This window comes from Amycolatopsis halotolerans, assembly GCF_042647905.1.
Classification (GTDB): Bacteria; Actinomycetota; Actinomycetes; order Mycobacteriales; family Pseudonocardiaceae; genus Amycolatopsis; species Amycolatopsis halotolerans.
The window spans coordinates 1-16,727 of sequence record NZ_JBHRWI010000070.1 but is presented as its reverse complement, the minus strand read 5'-3'; the positions used below and the strand labels follow the sequence as shown (position 1 = coordinate 16,727).

The window sequence follows — 16,727 nt, the reverse complement described above, 5'->3', positions numbered from 1 at the left end:
GTGCGCCGCAGCAAAAGCCGCGCAGCCAGCCAACATCGGCCACGCGTCTACCGCTGCCGGAGCCATCCAACCACCCGACACCGGCCAGGCACCTACCGCAGCCGAAGCAACCCAACCACCCAACACCGGCCAGGCACCTACCGCAGCCGAAGCAACCCAACCACCCAACACCGGCCACGCGCCTGCCACGGCAGAAGCCACCCAACCACCCAACACCGGCCAGGCACCTACCGCAGCCGAAGCAACCCAACCACCCAACACCGGCCACGCGCCTGCCACGGCAGAAGCCACCCAGCCAGCCAATACTGGCGAGGCGTTTACCTCAGCCGAAACCGCCCAGCCAGCCAACACAGCCGCTCACCCGCCCACCACCGCGGAAGCCGCCCCGTCACCCACCGGCTCAACTCCCGAGCAGTCCGCACCAACCTCCAATCCCCATCAACCACCCACCGCCACCGAACCGGTCCAAACTCCCCTCTCCGAATCCAAATTCACTCAGCCCTCGACCGCCGACCCACTCGACGCCGAGCCAACCACCCCACCTCCCCCAGACCCCGAACCCGCGAACACCCGCCGCCTCCCCGCACTCCTCCTGGCCTTGACCGTCCTCCTCACCGCCGTCGGCGTCTGGTGCACCGTCGAAGCCCGCTCCACCTCCGCGTCCGCCGCCGCCTCAAACCACGCGCTGACCGATCAACCCGCCACCGCCGAAGTCACCTCCGCCATCAGCCTCACCCTCAACAAGATCTTCTCCTACACCTACGACAAAACCGGCGTCACCGAGAACGCCGCCGCCACCCTGCTGCGCGGCCACGCCCGCGAGTCCTACGAGAAGCTCTTCGCCCAGGTCCGCACCATGGCCCCGGGCCAACGACTGACTCTCGCCTCGCGAGTCTCCGCCACGTCCGTCCAGCAACTCACCGAAAACAACGCACAGTTGCTCGTTTTCCTCGACCAGTCCGCTACGAGGGGGAATTCCGCCACTCCGGAAACCGCTGCGGCACAACTGTCCGTCACCGCTCAGCGCATTGACGGAAACTGGTACGTCACGGATCTCGCGCCCCGATGAAATTCTGTTTCCTCACCGCCGAAGGAGTACCGTCATGCCCATTTCCCGGATCGCCCGAATCGGCGTGCTCGCCGCGACCGCCGCGACCGCGGTCAGCCTCGCCTCCGCCGTTCCCGCGTCGGCGACCGAAATACCCATTCCGATCTCTTACTCGGTGGCGGGAAGCACGGTCGTGAAGAAGACCGGCAGCACGCTCGACCTCGGCCCCGGAACTCTCGCCGGAAATCTCCTGGTCGACGACCAAACCGGAGCCGTCGGACTCAACGCCAATCTGCAATTGCCGCCGTCCACCGCGCACATTTCGCTGCTCGCCGGCGGTTTCAAGATCAAGGCGACGGTCACCGTCACCCCGACCGCGCCCGCGACCGGCAGCCTCGCGAACGGCACCCTCACCACCCACGAAACCGCGAACATGGAGATCAGCGACATCTGGGCGGGCCCGATCGTGCCGGTCTTCCCGGTGCCGACCGTGCCCGGCAGCTGCACGACCGTCAAGCCGATCGACCTGACCCTGAGCGCGGCGAACGTCGACATCACCAAGCCGATCACGCTGACCGGCAACTACACCATTCCGGACTTCAAGAACTGCTTCATCGCCGATCTCGCACTCGGCGCACTGGTGTCCGGACCGGACAACACGATATCCCTGACCCTGACCTCGAAGAACTGATCAACCCCATGAAAAAGGAGTACCGGATACCTTTCCGGTACTCCTTTTTCGCATACCTGATCTTGAATTAATTGTCACCCCCGCACGAAACGCCGATACTGTTTACGCTGCCGCTGACAAAAGAATCGGTCCAGTTGCCGACCTGCGGACCAGGCGCGGAGCAGGGTTGTTGTCGACTGAACTCACGGGTAACCTTGGGCTCGCGGCCGGGATTCCCTACCGAGCCGATCCCCGTTCCCGGCGAATGTCCCGGAACGGAATCCGCGGAAACCTCCGTCCCCACTGCGCAGGATCGCCGCGAAAACTGCAGTCCGATCTAAGGAGAATGGTATGCCCCGGCTCAGCAAACTGTCCACCGGCGTGATGACCGGCGTCGCCGTAGGCGCGATCGCGGTCCTGACCGCGGGCACGGCCTCGGCCGCCACCGCGACCTACCAGGCCGGCCCCGCGACCTACAGCTGCACATTCCCGGCCATCCCGGCGCAGAACGTGGCGGTCACCGCGCAGTTCAACGGCCCGGACACGATCCCCGTGAACGGCACCACGACCCCGACCAACGTTTCCGGCACCGCGACCATCACCGCGCTGGTCCACGCGCTGCTCACCGCCGCGGGTTACGACGGAATCCGCGGCACCGCCGACGTCCCGATCACCGTCGACAACGGTTCGCTCTCCCCGTCGGACGCCTCCGGCCTGCAGATCCCGGAGCAGATCTACCCGGCGGGCGGCCCGATCACGGTGAACATCGCGCAGACGTCGACGTCGTCGATCCCGACCTACACCGCGCCGGCCAGCCCCGGCACGGTGACGTTCGGCCTCGACACGGCGCTCTCCGCGCAACTCGAGTTCCACAAGGCGTCCGACGGCAGCTGGACTCCTTGGACCATGCAGTGCACCGCCGCGTCGGGCACCAGCTTCAGCCCGTCGGGCACCATTTCCTGACCCATCCCGGCGGAGGGGCGGCCGAGTGCCGCCCCTCCGTTTTCGGTTCAGCGGCAGGGAATCGAACGATCCGTCACCACCAGGCTGAACTCGTCGCCCGCGGACCCGCTGACAACCGGCCCGCAGATCGGCGGCCGAGGCACGGTCGCCTGGCCGTAGGTGTTGTTGCCCCAGCCGACGACGGACCCGTCCGCCTTGAACGCGAGATTGTGGTTCCATCCCGCGTCGATCGCGACCACCCCGCTCGTCGCCGCCGGCGGCACGTCAGTCTGGCCGACGTTGTCGCGCCCCCACGCGAGCACGCCGCCGTTTTTGAGCGCGAGACTATGCTCGAACCCGGTCGAAATCGCCGTCACCCCGGATTGCGCCGCCGCCGGAACCGTTGCCTGGCCATACGTATTGTTGCCCCACGCGAGCACGCCGCCGTTCTTCAGCACGAGATTGTGGTCCCCGCCCGCAGAGATCGCGGCGACGCCCGACTGCGCGAAGTCCGGCACATCCGACCGGCTGCCCCAGCTCACGACCTGGCCGTTCTGAAGCAACGCGAGGCTGTGCACCGAACTGGTGGAAATCGCGGTCACGCCGCTGGACACCGTTGCCGGAAGATCAGTCTGGCCGTACCAGTCGTTCCCCCACGCGTACACCTTGCCGCCCTTGAGGCCGAGCCCGTGCGTCCAGCCAGCGGCGATCTGACTCGTCCCGGACGCGAGGTCCGCGGGCACCTCGGTCTCGCCGAAGTTGTTGTCCCCCCAGGCGATCACGGCGCCGTTCTTGAGCGCCAGCGCGACCAGTCCCCCAGCCGACACCGCGGACACGCCGGACGAGACTGTCGCCGGCGTCCGGAGAATCGCGTTCGTCACCCCCCACGCGTAGACCCCGTTCGCCGCCGTCAACTGCGGCTCGCTCGCGGCAGCCGCAGTCACCTCGCCCGTCCCGAGCGCGACGACCGCGGCAACGAATGCCGCAGCCCTGCCCCACTGTCTGTATCCGGTCGCCATCGCAGCCCCTTTCTCCGCACTTTTCCGGCGATACTCGCAGCCGTCGGCGGGCGCGCGGATTCTTTGTCAGATTCCGATGAAAACACCGCCCCAAACTAGCCCGCGAGCATAAGAAAACCCTTCTCCGCCAAGGGAAATTCTCCCCTGTGGCCAACCCTCTTGCCCGCCCGGTAAACCCACCGGTAACTTCGCCGGAGAACGATTTCCCGCGGGCGAGGAGGGCGTCTCAATGCCAGCACTCCGCAGGCTGACTCCCCGCCGCACGACCTTGACCGCGCTGGCGATCCTCGCCGCCCTGTCGATCGGGACCGGCGGCCTGACCGGCATCAGCTCCGCCGCGACCGACGCGACACCCCCGGCCGCCCCGCCTTCGTCCGGCGAACAACAAGCATCCGCGGACGTCGCCCTCGACTGCCCGTTCGCCGCCCCTGCCGGCCCCCAGCGGATCACTCTCAAGACGACCGCCACCCTGCCCGCGACGGCGACAGTCGGCTCCGCAGTCAAATTCCGTTCCTTGACCGCGTCGTTCACGCTTCCCCGGGCCGTCGCGACCCAGCTGGCACCGGCCCCCACCACCAGCCTCCGCGGCGGCTTGACCCTGGACCTGACCGCACATCAAGGCGACAAGAGCACCGCGATCCCCGCGCCGTTCACGATTGCCCCCACGCCGTTGCCGGAAAACGGCGACGTCCAGTTCACCGCGACCGCGGACTTGCCGGACCAGGCGATCACCGTCCCCGGCGAAGTCACCTTCGACGTCGGTGCCCCGGCCATCGCCCTGAAACCGGCGACCGAAGCCACCACCGAGGCTACGCCAGTCCGGTGCACCCTGGCCCCGAACCAGAAGACCGCGCTGGCCTCGATCCTCGTCGCCCCAGCTCCCGCCAAACCAAGCGCAAGCAACCCGGACACTCCGCCGCCCGCCGCGCCGCGCGGTGAAGCCGCCCCGCAGGACAGCGGCGGGTTCACCATCGTGACGCCGCTGAACCTGGTGCAGATCGTCGCCAATTCGTCGATCTACCGGGTGGGCGCGACCGTCACCAGCAAACCGACCGGCCTGCTCAACGGAGTCTGGACGATTGTGCTGGACGACAACGGCATCCAGCACGATCCGAGCACGATCACGGGGTCCGTCGGCTTCAAGCCGGTCACGGCGACCTTCCTGGGTTTCGGCTTCGTGCCGGTGAGCGCCACGGTCGAGTTCCTCCCCGCCGACTACCACAACGCCAAGCTGATCGAACTCAACGCGCAGCTCAGCGCACCGCCCGGCGAGACCATCCTGACCACTCACGTCAAGGTCATGGCCAGGATGAGCAACGCCACGGTCAACGGCGTCCCCCTGGACCTCGGCCCGGACTGCGTCTCCGCCTCGCCGATTTCCCTCAATCTTTTCGGCCCGTACAACGCACTGCAAGGCGGCACCGTCGGTACCGACCCGAACGCGCCGGATCCCGACTACCGCGGTTTCACGTTGCCCCCGTTCGTCCACTGCGGCGTCGCCGAACCGCTCAACCCCCTGTTGACCGGCATGGCCTCCACCACGACGAACATCAACCAGGCCAAGGTCGTCGCCGTCAACTTCGGCGAATGCACCAAGCCGAACCACACCCAGTGCCCGCCACCCCCGACCCCGCCGGGCTCGACCCCCAAACCGAACACCGCGCCAAACACCGGGCGGACGCTCAACACCGGGCCAGAGACAATCTCGCCAACCCCCGGCCCCACGACGAACCATCCCGCTACGGCCGTCTCCCCGTCTACCCGACCGAACTGACAAACACCGCCTTAATCCAGCGCCGCGTCACCACAATGATCTGACGGGCTTTGGCCGCGGAACGGCGAATCCTCGCCGCCAACAGACAACACCTCACACAACGCTGGTTCGGCCGCTCGCCCATTCGACGCTGAACCGCCAAACCAGCGACACCCTCTCCCTGCGCAGACCTGGCTAATCGCTATCCACCGCACCGTCGGCGAACCAGCGACATAACCAACTGCCGCCAACTCAGCCGCAGCCAGTCCGCATTACACCAACTCAGCCACGGCCGGTCCGAAGCACGTCAACTCGGCTTCGAAAGGCGCTCGCCGACGTTTCGCCATTTTTCGGCAACAGCCCGTATCCGCTGGTCACCGGTGACTTTTCGCATCCTCGTACGAGCTGGGCCGTCGACTGGCCGGCACCACGCTCGCGCTCTTGAGCGGTGTCGGCCAAAGCAGTTCTGCCCGCAGGTTCTCGGACGCGGCCGCACGCAAGACCAGCTCCATCTCGAACCGCGCAGCCGGATCGCGCAACAGCTCGCCGAACGTCGCCTGCAACTGGCGCATGCGATACCGCACCGTCTGCGGATGCACTTTCAGACGCTCGGCGATCTCGACGACGTTCCCCTGACTGTCGAGCCACGCACGCAACGTTTCGAGCAAACGATCCTGTTGCTTGTCGGTCATGTCCGCCAGGGGAGCGAACAGCCGGGCACGAAGGAGCTCCGTCAGCGCACCGTCCGAATGCACCAGCAGCGCGGCAAGGTGGTCCTCGGCGCGGAGTACTCGTTCGGTCGGGATTCGCCCCCTATCGGCGAGAACCAGTGTCCGGCGCGCCCAGCGCAGGGAATCGGCGAGGCTGGCCAACGGCACACACGGCCCGACGGACAACCGGTAATTCGGCAGCGCTGCCTGAAGTGTCGCCAGGCGCGCACCATTAACCGCGCCGGGAACGACGATGCACGGCTCGGCGGAGTCCAGTTCCGCCAGGACGTCGGAGTCCAACGTCGCATGCCGGCGGGCCCTGCCGTTCAGTGGCGAATGGACGGCAATCGGCGACGCCTGCTCCGGCACAGCCCAACCGGTGAGCTGCGCCAGCTCCGCAATCGCCTTCGGCGGAGCAGCTGGCACCTCCAGCAAGACGCCGAGCAGCCGTCGCCGCCAAGTGTCCAACGCGCCGGCAGTGCGGGCTTTCGCCTCTAAGTAGCCATCCAGCGCCACAGAAGCCAATTCGTCCATAAACGCCAACATGGCATCAGCCAACTGCGACATCACTGCCGACGAAAGACCAGCCCGCCGTCCGACGCGCATGATCCGGCGCCACGAGACGCGCGCGCCCACGCGATAGGCCGACTGCAGGGTGTCGAGGCTCCGTCCTTCCCTCATCTCGTTCTGCCCTAGCCGATGGTGCACCTCGTGCGACTGTTCCTTCGACGCCCGCGGGTCAGCGATCTGCGCGACGAACAGCGTGATCGCGTACTCGACACCCGCACGGATCGATCTCCCGTACGGACCGTCGAGCGGTCGTGCGTAGGCGGGAATCGTCGCGCGTATTTCGTCGACGATCTCGGCGGACAGGCTCGCCAGCTCGGGCCGCAGGATCTCGGCGAGCTTGCGCGGCAGCGCAGCCGGCGGCACAGCGTGATCGAGTCCCCGCTCCACCGACATCGCAGCTCCTTCGCTCCGCCCGGTCCCCGGCGGCGCCTCAGCACCGCCAGAAGCCCCGCATCCATTGAGGGGTGACACCCGGCACATCGAAAAACCAACGCCAAATGTGTCACGAGTCGCCGAAGAAACCGATTTCTTGTCACGTTCGTGACAAGTTCACGAGGTCATAGCGGCACATCGCGACAACACACCACCAGGCGCGCTACGCCGTGCGTACGAACGGGCGAACCTGGGCGCCTGCCTTCAGCGGCGACCCAGCGGGCAGCGAAGACGACCACGGAGCGTCACCCGGCAGAGCCGACAGCCCTCTTGTAGCATGTACTTGATACAAGAGGGAGGGGTCCACGATGCAACTCGACTCGGCGCTCGCCGTCGCGGGCATCACCGGCCTGTTCGGGCTGATCATCCTCGTCGCGTTGTGGCCAGGCGAGAAGCAAGGCGCTCGGCTGCTCGCGAAATGGGGCGTGCGGAACCCGACCGCCGACCAGGTGTCGGTAGCCGTGCGTTACCTGCGTCGTCGGCGATTCTGGTACCCGTGGCTGTTCCTCGGTCTCCCGCTCATCCCGGGCGCGACGGATCTGGTCGGCGAACGGAACGCGAACTCGCTGGTGTTCGTGGTGCTGCTCGGCGGGCTCGCCGCCGAAATTCTCGCGCAGCGTCCCTCACGGGAATCCCGCAGGGAAGCCGTGCTCGCACCACGCGGCGTGCTCGATTTCGCTCCGTTGTGGACGGTCATCGTCTCCGGGCTGGCCACCGTCGCCGCCGTCGTGCATCTCGCCGTTTTGCGGCAATGGGGCCCGCTCGCGGTGACCGTCGGCGCGGCCGCGGTGTCGTGGATCATCGTGCTCCTCGCGGTGCGGCGTCCGGCCGCCGGCGATCCGGAAGTCGACCTGGCACTACGCATCCGCAGCGCCCGTGTCGCTCTCGGGCTCGGCACCGGAACGGCTGCCACACTCGGCTGGACGACGATCGGGAACCTCTCCACGTTCCTCGCGTTCGTGGTCACCGTCGCCGCGTTCCTCGCGATCGTCGGCCCGCCGCCGAAGCAGCGCGCAACGACCACGGCAGCGCGGTAGATGCCGCTGCGAGTAGTGGTCGACGCCGACAGCGGGATTCCGCCCTGGCGTCAGGTGCACGACCAAATCGTCCGCGCGATCACGACCGGATCCCTTGCCAGGGAGGCCCGTCTGCCGCCGATCCGTCAGCTTTCGAGGGACCTCGGGCTCGCCTCCGGGACCGTCGCCCGCGTGTACCGCGAGCTTGAGGCCGCCGGCTGGGTCACCACCGCACGAGCACGCGGAACCGTCGTGACCGGCCCGGCCGAACGACCGGACCCGGGCACCCTGCTTCGCAGCGCAGCCGCCGAATACGCCCGGCACAGCCGGGAGCTCGGGGTCGCGCCGGACGAAGCCGTCGACGCCGTGCGCGTGGCTCTGGCGAGCCTGGACGCACCGCTGCGGTGAATCCGGGCGTTCGTCCGGCCGACGCGGTTATCGCCGTATTGTGAACCGTCTTCCGCACGGTCTCGGGCACACCTCCTTCTTGCCCGTGCGTTCCCGCGGTCCACCCACCGGACGAGGCGCGGATCATCCCGCCTCAATGCGGAGGTTCAGCCCTCCATCAGCACCCTCCCCACCGCGGCCAGCACGGGTTCCAGCGCGGCGACTTCCGTGCCGACGCATTCCGTGATGCCCGCACCGACGACGTCCATTCCGGAAAGTCCGTCGATTGCTTCGGCCAATTCGGCGATCGTGAGCCCGCCGGGCTCCGGATAATTCACTCCGGGGAACTCTTCGGGATCAAGAATGTCCAAATCCACATGCAGATAAACGCGGTCGGCTCCCGCCGCGTTCAGCGCTCCGGCGACATCGTCGGAGCGCACAACGAGGCCGCCGGCAATGGCTTCCTCTTCCGCGGAATCGAGCGAACGGGTGCCGAACAGCACCGCCCGGCCTCGTTCGAGCGCCGGGCTCGCGGCGAAATCCTTGTCGCCTTCGCCGAACAGCGACCGCAGCACCATGCCGTGATACGCGCCCGACGGCGAAGAATCCGCCGTGTTCAAGTCCGCGTGCGCGTCGAACCACGCGACGCCAAGCGTTGCGCCGTAACGGAAACGCGCGACGCCGACCGGGACGAGCTCAACGCCGCAGTCGCCGCCGATCGTGAGCACCGGGCCTTCCGGCGCTTCGAGCGCGGCGAGCTGCAGCTGCCGGTTCGTGCCCGTGAGCACGGCCCGGTTGGCTATCCCGGTCACGACATCGGACGTCGCCGCGTCCTGGCGCACGTGGTGCACCGGTTTGCCGAGCACGTGCCCGGCCAGTTCGGAAAGTGCGCGGCAGCCCTCGATCAGCCCCTTTGCCCCGGGGCTGAGCGCGCCCTGCCATTGCGGCACCGCGTTGATCAGCATGCATCGACGCTAGCGCGAACACCCCGGAAAAGGCGAGCTTTAAATAGTGCGAGGGGTCCCCTCGCTCCGTTTCGGAGCGAGGGGACCCCTCGCGCGGTAAAAAGTGGCGCGAAAGCAGGTTATTCGAGCACGATGAGAAGGTCTCCGCCCTCTACCTGCTGAACGGAGGTGATTGCCAGCCGACCGACTTTGCCCGCCGCCGAAGCGGTGATCGACGCTTCCATCTTCATGGCCTCGATCGTCGCCACGGTCGCTCCGGCCGCCACCTGGTCGCCCTCGGCCACTTGCAGCGTCACCACGCCCGCGAACGGCGCGGCGATCTGCTTCGGGTTGCCCTTCTCGGCCTTTTCGGTGGCCGGGATGTCCGAGGCGATGGAACGGTCGCGGATCTGGATCGGCCGCAGCTGGCCGTTGAGCGTGGACATGACGGTCCGCACGCCGCGTTCGTCGGCCTCGCCGATGGCTTCCAGCTCGATGAGCAGCCGGACGCCGGGTTCGAGGTCCACCGAGTACTCCTCACCCGGGCGCAGACCGTAGAAGAAGTCCTTGCTCGGGAGCACGCTGGTGTCGCCGTACGCGTCGCGGTGCGCGAGGAATTCCTTGGTGGGCCCGGGGAACAGCAGCCGGTTCAGCGCGCCGCGGCGGTTGTCGGCGAGTTCCTTGTGGTCCTCTTCGGACAGTTCGCCGACCGGTTTGGCCGCCGAACGGCCTTCGAGCGCCTTGGTGCGGAACGGCTCCGGCCAGCCGCCGGGCGGGTCGCCCAGTTCGCCGCGCAGGAACCCGATCACCGAGTCGGGGATGTCGAACTTGTTCGGCTCCGCCTCGAAGTCCGCCGGGGAGACGCCGGCGCCGACGAGGTGCAGCGCGAGGTCGCCGACCACCTTCGACGAAGGCGTGACCTTCACGAGGTGGCCGAGGATCTTGTCCGCCGCGGCATACATGGCCTCGATGTCCTCGAACCGGTCGCCGAGGCCCAGCGCGATCGCCTGCGTGCGCAGGTTGGAGAGCTGACCGCCGGGGATCTCGTGGTCGTAGACGCGGCCGGTGGGCGACGCGAGACCAGCCTCGAACGGGGCGTAGATCTTGCGGACGCTCTCCCAGTACGGCTCCAGGTCGCCGATCGCGTGCAGGTCGAGGCCGGTGCTGCGGTCGGAGTGGTCGGTCGCCGCGACGATCGAGCCGAGCGACGGCTGCGACGTGGTGCCCGCCATCGACGACACGGCACCGTCCACGGCGTCAGCACCAGCCTGGATGGCGGCCAGGTAGGTGGCGAGCTGACCGCCGGCGGTGTCGTGCGTGTGGATGTGCACCGGAAGGTCGAATTCCTTGCGCAGCGCGGTCACCAGCCGAGCCGCGGCCGGCGCGCGGAGCAGGCCGGCCATGTCCTTGATGGCCAGGACGTGTGCCCCGGCTCCGACGATCTGCTCGGCGAGCTTGAGGTAGTAGTCGAGCGTGTAGAGCTTCTCGTTCGGGTCGGACAGATCGGAGGTGTAGCAGAGCGCGACCTCGGCGACCGCGGTCCCAGTGGCGCGCACGGCTTCGATGGCCGGCCGCATCTGCTCGACGTCGTTGAGCGCGTCGAAGATGCGGAAGATGTCGATGCCGGTCGCGGTGGCCTCCTCGACAAAGGCCGTGGTGACCTCGGTCGGATAAGGCGTGTAGCCCACGGTGTTGCGGCCGCGGAGAAGCATCTGCAGGCAGATGTTCGGCACGGCCTTGCGCAGCCGCTCCAGCCGTTCCCACGGGTCCTCGGCAAGGAACCGCAGCGCGACGTCGTAGGTCGCGCCGCCCCAGCACTCCAGGGACAGCAACTGCGGCACAGTCGCGGCGACAACCGGGGCGACGGCCAGCAGGTCCTTCGTCCGGACGCGCGTCGCGAGCAGCGACTGGTGGGCGTCGCGGAAGGTGGTGTCCGTGACGCCGAGCTGCGGCGTTTCCCGCAGCCAGCGCGCGAATCCCTCCGGGCCGAGTTCGGTCAGCTTCTGCTTGGAGCCGTCCGGAGGAGTGAGATCCGCAGGCAGTTTCGGCAGCTTCGCCGCAGCCTCGGGCGTGCGCGGGCGCTCGCCGTTCGGACGGTTCACCGTCTGGTCGGCGAGGTAAGTGAGCAGGCGCGTGCCGCGGTCGGCGGAGTGGCGCGCGGTCAGCAGATGCGGCCGTTCCTCGATGAACGACGTAGTGACGTTGCCCTCGCGGAAGTCTGGATCGTCCAGCACCGCCTGAAGGAAGGGGATGTTCGTCGCCACTCCGCGGATACGGAACTCGGCGACCGCGCGGCGGGCGCGGCCGACCGCGGTGCGGAAATCACGGCCGCGGCAGGTGAGTTTCACCAGCAGCGAGTCGAAGTGGGCGCTGATCTCGGTGCCGGAGAACGCGGTTCCGCCGTCGAGCCGGATGCCCGAACCGCCCGGCGAGCGGTAGGCGCTGATCATGCCGATGTCCGGGCGGAAACCGTTGGCCGGGTCCTCGGTCGTGATGCGGCACTGGAGGGCGGCGCCGCGCAGGTAAATCTTGTCCTGCGACAGGCCGAGGTCGTCGAGGGTTTCCCCGGACGCGATCCGCAGCTGGGACTGCACGAGGTCGACGTCGGTGACCTCTTCGGTGACCGTGTGCTCGACCTGGATGCGCGGGTTCATCTCGATGAACACGTGCTTGCCCTTGCGGTCCAGCAGGAATTCGACGGTGCCCGCGTTGCGGTAGCCGATCTGCCGGGCGAATTTCACGGCGTCGGCGCAGATGCGGTCGCGCAGCTCGGGGTCGAGGTTCGGCGCGGGGGCCAGCTCGACGACCTTCTGGTGGCGACGCTGCACGGAACAGTCGCGCTCGAAGAGGTGGATCACGTTGCCCGCGCCGTCGGCGAGGATCTGGACCTCGATGTGCCGCGGTTCGACCACGGCCTTCTCCAGGAACACGGTCGGGTCGCCGAACGCGGACTCGGCCTCGCGCGCGGCGGCCTCGATCGACTCGCGCAGCAAAGCCGGGTCCTCGACGCGGCGCATGCCTCGGCCGCCGCCGCCCGCGACCGCCTTGACGAACACCGGGAAGCCGAGTTCGTCGGCCGCCGCGACCAGCTCGTCGACGTTGCTGGACGGCTGCGACGAACCGAGCACCGGCACGCCGGCCTCGCGCGCCGCCTTGACCGCGCGCGCCTTGTTGCCGGTCAGTTCGAGGATGTCGGCGCTCGGGCCGACGAAGGTGATCCCCGCTTCTTCGCAGGCCTTGGCCAGGTCGGGGTTCTCCGACAGAAAGCCATAGCCCGGATAGACCGCGTCCGCGCCCGCCTTCTTGGCGGCCTTGACGATCTCCTCGACCGAGAGGTAGGCGCGGACCGGATGGCCCGGTTCGCCGATCTCGTAGGCCTCGTCGGCCTTCAGCCGGTGCAGAGAGTTGCGGTCTTCGTGCGGAAACACAGCGACTGTGCCCGCGCCCAGTTCGTAGCCTGCGCGGAACGCCCGGATCGCGATTTCGCCGCGATTGGCCACCAGCACTTTGCGGAACATGCCCGGTCCTTCCCTTTTCGGATCGGTATCGAAGGCACGTTACCCGGTTCGTCCCGCGGTGCGGGAGCCGTAGTCCAGGTGATGGACATCATGCACGCCGACCTGCATGCATGATGCTGGCCGAGCCGTCGTCCCGCAACCGTCAGGGCGTTCCCGCAGGCAGTGTGCACAACAGCCGATTCGCAGTTCCGGAGGGCGCATTCTTGACCACGTTCTGCGTTGCGTCCTGCACAATTGCTTCGCTGACCGCATTGGGCGCGGTATCCGGGTGCGAAGACCGGTAGAGGGCCACCGCGCCGGCGGTCACCGCCGCTGCCATCGAGGTGCCGGACAGGGTCCCGACATCGGCGGTTCCGGCGATCGGCGCGGGGATGTCGACGCCCGGTGCGTACAGGTCGAGCGACGTGCCGAAGTTCGAGAAGGGCGCGACCTGGTCCTGGACGTCCGTCGCACCCACGGTGAGTGCGTCGGGCACGCGGGCGGGCGAGGTCTGGCTGGCGTCGGTGCTGCCCTCCCCCGCCGGGACCACGATCGGCATCGACGCGGCGACACCCTTGACCGCGTTGTCGAGCTGCTCGTTCGGCACTCCGCCGATGCCCAGCACCGCGACCGCTGGTTGGTGCGCGTTCTGGGCGACCCAGTTCAGGCCGGCGATGATCGTGTCGGTCGCGCCGCCGCCAGCCTTGTCGAGCACCCGGACCGGGAAGATCTGCGCACCCTTGGCGACGCCGTAGCTGTGTCCCGCAACGATTCCCGCGACTCGCGTGCCGTGGCCGTTGGTGTCCGACGTGTCCGTGCCAGTGGTGAGGAAATCCTTGCCCGGCATGACCCGGCCCTGCAGATCCGGGTGTTTGGCGTCGACGCCGCTGTCGATCACGTAGACGGTGACTCCGGAACCGTCCGAGTCGTAGTGGTACTTCTGGTCGAGGCCGGTTCGCTGGTCGATCCGGTCGAGCGCCCAACTCGGCGGGTTGGCCTGCGTCCCGCTCGCCGCCAGCGCGGCCGGTTGCACACCGGCGACCAGCAGGAATGTCAGTGTTGCCGAAAAAAGGCCACGAGCCGCTCGGTTCCGCATGCCTGCGGTCGTATCCCGGTCGCCACCGGGCGGCAACTCGACGTCACACGATGGGTTGGTCCCTGTCCGATGTCCGCCCGGCCGGACGCACTAGTAAGCGACCGATAAGGGGGACGATGAACTGCGCCCATCGATGTTTCGCCGCTGGGTGGCTAACGGGTGGCCGAACGACAGGTGTCGCCGATGCGTGGCCAGCCGTGGACCGGCTGGCGGGTTTCGCCGTTGGACGGCCAACTGCTGGCAGACCGACAGGTTTCGCCGCTCGGCGGCCGACCGTTGACCAAACGACACGCTTCGCCACTACGCGGCCAAGCGTTGGAAGACTGACGAGTTTCGCCGCTGAGCGGCCAACCGCTGGCAGGCCGACAGGTTTCGCCACCGGATGGCAAGCGTTGGCAGACCGGCGGGTTTCGCCGCTGGGTGGCGAGCGTTGGCGGACCGGCAGATTTCCGCCACTAAGCGGCGAGCGTTGGCCAGACCGGCAGGTTTCGCCGTTAGGTGGCGAGCCGCTGGACGGCCGAGGGCTACTTCGCGGCTGGGACGTGTGCGCTCACCGACATCGTCGGCAGGTAGACCAGCGCGTCGAAGGCTTGCGCGACGTCGACCTTGGTGAACATGTGCGCGTGCCGCAGGCTCGACGGTCCGGTCAGGCCTTGCGCTCGGTCTTGCCGCAAATCGACCACGCACGGATCCGAACCTGCCAGGGCCGCTTCGACACTGCCTTCGACGGGCGGTTCCAGCTCCTGTCCATAGACCCGGAAGCCGAGACGTTCGCTCTCGTCCGGCTCGAGGCCAGTGGTCGTGCCGGTGCCGGCGGTCAGGCCAAGAGCGAAGTAGTCGTCGCCGAACTCCGCGGCGAGGTGAGTCCCGGCGGAAGGGAACGTCATGGTCGGCAGAGCGGCGAAAGGCACTCGCTGCAGGTGTCCGTTGTGGACCATCACCACGATTTTCTCGCCTTCGCCGTGTAGCTGGCGAAGCAGCTTCACGGTGGCGGCCATGTACGTGTCGCGAGACGACCCCTGGAGCGACGGTGCTGTTCCCGCCATCATCGCGCTGAGTTCGCGCAGGTACGTGTCGACACGAAGCGCGCCGACCGCGTGGTGTTCGGCGATGGCGTACCGGGCTGGCTCGCTCCGTTGCCGATAAACTGGTGACAGGGAACGAAGGTGCGCTACGAGAGTCGTCAACGCGGCCGTCGCGGCGTCCTGGTCTGCGGTGGTCATTGCCGCATAGCGGCCAGGCGCGACCGCGCTGCTGACTGCCGAGTACGGCTCGGATGCGGTGATCGCGGCGTCGACCAGCGGAAGCACCTCCGGATCGACGTCCTCCACGAAGCTGCGGACAATCCGCAACGCTGGTTGCGGCGAACCGGCCGAACTGGGCAGGTCGAGGCCGGAGAATCGGACGCCGCCGTGGCTGCGCATCCAGGTCAGCATTTCGTGCACTTCGGCCGACTCGCCGAGGGAGAAGGTAAATCCTTCTCGCCCGATATCGGCGACATCGCCGGGACCACCGCTCAGCCACTGCTGGACCAGATCGCCCTCGGCGAATCCCGACTCGAAACCGAGCACCGTGAACCCGTGGTCCTCGACGAGCCGGCGGAGCAACCGGGTGCGGAGTTCGCCGAACTCGCGAATGTGGTGGTTGTTCTCGCCGATCGCGACGATGCGCGCGTCGCCGATCAGGTCGGTGATCGAGGCGACGTCGCCGTCCAGGGGCGAACGGGTGCTCAGCGGTGTCATACTGAGGACACTAATGCAACAGGGGTAGCGATTGACAACCGAGTTACCGGGGACCAGCCGGCCGGGCGGGCGCACGGAACGCACGCGCGTCGCCGTTTTGCGGGCGACGCTCGATCTGCTGGCGGAGGTCGGGTTCACCGAGCTGACGGTCGAGGCCGTCGCCGAGCGGTCGGGCGTGCACAAGACGACCGTTTATCGGCGATGGGAGTCGCGCGAAGGACTGGTCGCGGCGGCGTTGCGATTCGGCACTGCTGAACCGTGGAGTCCGGCGGACACCGGTTCGCTTGTCGCCGATTTGCGGCAACTGGCGTTGGACGTGGTGCGCGCGTTGACCTTGCCGGAGCAACGGGAGCTGCCGACGGCCGCGGTGCTGGCGGCATTCCACTCGGAACGGGCGGCCGAGGCGTTGCGCGAGTTCTACCAGGACCGGCATGCCCGAGCCGCGGTGATCGTGGAGCGGGCGGTGGCGCGCGGCGAGGTGCCGGCCGACACCGACCCGGACGAGGTGACTCGGACGGTGTGCGGGCCGGTGTTTTACCGGCTGTTCGTGTCGCGGGAACCGGTGTCGGAGGAGACGGCTGGGGTCGCGGCGGAGGCGGGGGCCGCGGCGGCTCGGGCGGGAGTGTTGGGCAGGCGGTTGCCGGGGAGTGGCGACGGGGGGTGATTCCCGGTTGGAGTGAGGGAGGCTTGTTGCCGGAAAACGGCGACGGGTGGAGTCGGGGTTGATAAGTGAGCTGGCTTGGCATTCGCCGCGCGACGGCGATGGCGTGGCGAACTGCGACAGTGGAGCAAAGCTGGCAGACGAGCCAGCTCGGCACTCACCGCCAAACGACGACAGCGGAGGGCCGTGTCATGACAACCGTGTAAGCCGCGGATGGACCAAGATCGGGTCGCTGACGGC

The 16,727-nt window shown here is 67.9% G+C and carries 13 protein-coding genes; 7 read left to right on the top strand and 6 right to left on the bottom strand.

From position 1 onward, the window contains the following. Nucleotides 1-598 precede the first annotated feature (598 nt). From ACFORO_RS41615 to ACFORO_RS41605, 3 genes are all read left to right on the top strand, one after another. A complete protein-coding gene (locus tag ACFORO_RS41615) occupies nt 599-1,069 on the top strand; it encodes a hypothetical protein (RefSeq protein ID WP_377870402.1) in 471 nt (156 codons plus the stop codon). A 34-nt stretch (nt 1,070-1,103) separates the two neighbouring features. Then, a complete protein-coding gene (locus tag ACFORO_RS41610) occupies nt 1,104-1,739 on the top strand; it encodes a hypothetical protein (protein WP_377870403.1) in 636 nt (211 codons plus the stop codon). Nucleotides 1,740-2,069: 330 nt separating this feature from the next. Continuing rightward, entirely contained in the window at nt 2,070-2,681 is a 612-nt protein-coding gene (locus tag ACFORO_RS41605) for a DUF6801 domain-containing protein (protein WP_354739353.1), read from the top strand. A gap of 47 nt (nt 2,682-2,728) precedes the next feature. Here the strand turns inward: ACFORO_RS41605 and ACFORO_RS41600 are convergent, their stop codons facing one another. Next, a complete protein-coding gene (locus ACFORO_RS41600; RefSeq protein ID WP_377870404.1) occupies nt 2,729-3,679 on the bottom strand; it encodes an RCC1 domain-containing protein in 951 nt (316 codons plus the stop codon). A gap of 229 nt (nt 3,680-3,908) precedes the next feature. Here ACFORO_RS41600 and ACFORO_RS41595 point away from each other — a divergent pair, with 229 nt between their 5' ends. Beyond that, entirely contained in the window at nt 3,909-5,453 is a 1,545-nt protein-coding gene (locus tag ACFORO_RS41595; protein ID WP_377870405.1) for a DUF6801 domain-containing protein, read from the top strand. A gap of 353 nt (nt 5,454-5,806) precedes the next feature. Here ACFORO_RS41595 and ACFORO_RS41590 read toward each other — a convergent pair whose 3' ends face one another. Continuing rightward, on the bottom strand, nt 5,807-7,105 hold the full coding sequence (locus ACFORO_RS41590; RefSeq protein ID WP_377870406.1) for a PucR family transcriptional regulator: 1,299 nt from the start codon (nt 7,103-7,105) through the stop codon (nt 5,807-5,809). A gap of 347 nt (nt 7,106-7,452) precedes the next feature. On the opposite strand from ACFORO_RS41590, the gene ACFORO_RS41585 reads away from it, so the two are divergent. Together ACFORO_RS41585 and ACFORO_RS41580 are read left to right on the top strand one after the other, a co-directional pair. Next, nucleotides 7,453-8,181, top strand: coding sequence for a hypothetical protein (locus tag ACFORO_RS41585; RefSeq protein WP_377870407.1), 729 nt, complete (start codon nt 7,453-7,455; stop codon nt 8,179-8,181). Further along, nucleotides 8,182-8,568: a GntR family transcriptional regulator gene (locus ACFORO_RS41580; protein WP_377870408.1), complete on the top strand. Its 387-nt coding sequence runs from the start codon at nt 8,182-8,184 to the stop codon at nt 8,566-8,568. 146 nt (nt 8,569-8,714) lie between these two features. On the opposite strand, the gene ACFORO_RS41575 is transcribed toward ACFORO_RS41580, so the two are convergent. The 4 genes from ACFORO_RS41575 to ACFORO_RS41560 all read right to left on the bottom strand — a co-directional run bounded on the left by ACFORO_RS41575 (nt 8,715) and on the right by ACFORO_RS41560 (nt 15,826). Continuing rightward, the gene (locus ACFORO_RS41575) at nt 8,715-9,512 is read right to left on the bottom strand and encodes an arginase family protein (RefSeq protein ID WP_354739341.1); all 798 of its coding nucleotides are present in this window, start codon (nt 9,510-9,512) and stop codon (nt 8,715-8,717) included. A gap of 119 nt (nt 9,513-9,631) precedes the next feature. Then, nucleotides 9,632-13,009 carry a pyruvate carboxylase gene (locus tag ACFORO_RS41570; protein WP_377870409.1) on the bottom strand — a complete coding sequence of 1,126 codons (3,378 nt, stop codon included), beginning with the start codon at nt 13,007-13,009 and terminating at the stop codon, nt 9,632-9,634. Between the two features lie 142 nt (nt 13,010-13,151). Then, a complete protein-coding gene (locus tag ACFORO_RS41565; RefSeq protein ID WP_377870410.1) occupies nt 13,152-14,084 on the bottom strand; it encodes a S8 family peptidase in 933 nt (310 codons plus the stop codon). 524 nt (nt 14,085-14,608) lie between these two features. Then, on the bottom strand, nt 14,609-15,826 hold the full coding sequence (locus ACFORO_RS41560; protein ID WP_377870411.1) for an erythromycin esterase family protein: 1,218 nt from the start codon (nt 15,824-15,826) through the stop codon (nt 14,609-14,611). Nucleotides 15,827-15,857: 31 nt separating this feature from the next. Here ACFORO_RS41560 and ACFORO_RS41555 point away from each other — a divergent pair, with 31 nt between their 5' ends. Continuing rightward, the gene (locus tag ACFORO_RS41555) at nt 15,858-16,490 is read left to right on the top strand and encodes a TetR/AcrR family transcriptional regulator (protein ID WP_377870412.1); all 633 of its coding nucleotides are present in this window, start codon (nt 15,858-15,860) and stop codon (nt 16,488-16,490) included. Nucleotides 16,491-16,727: the final 237 nt, after the last annotated feature.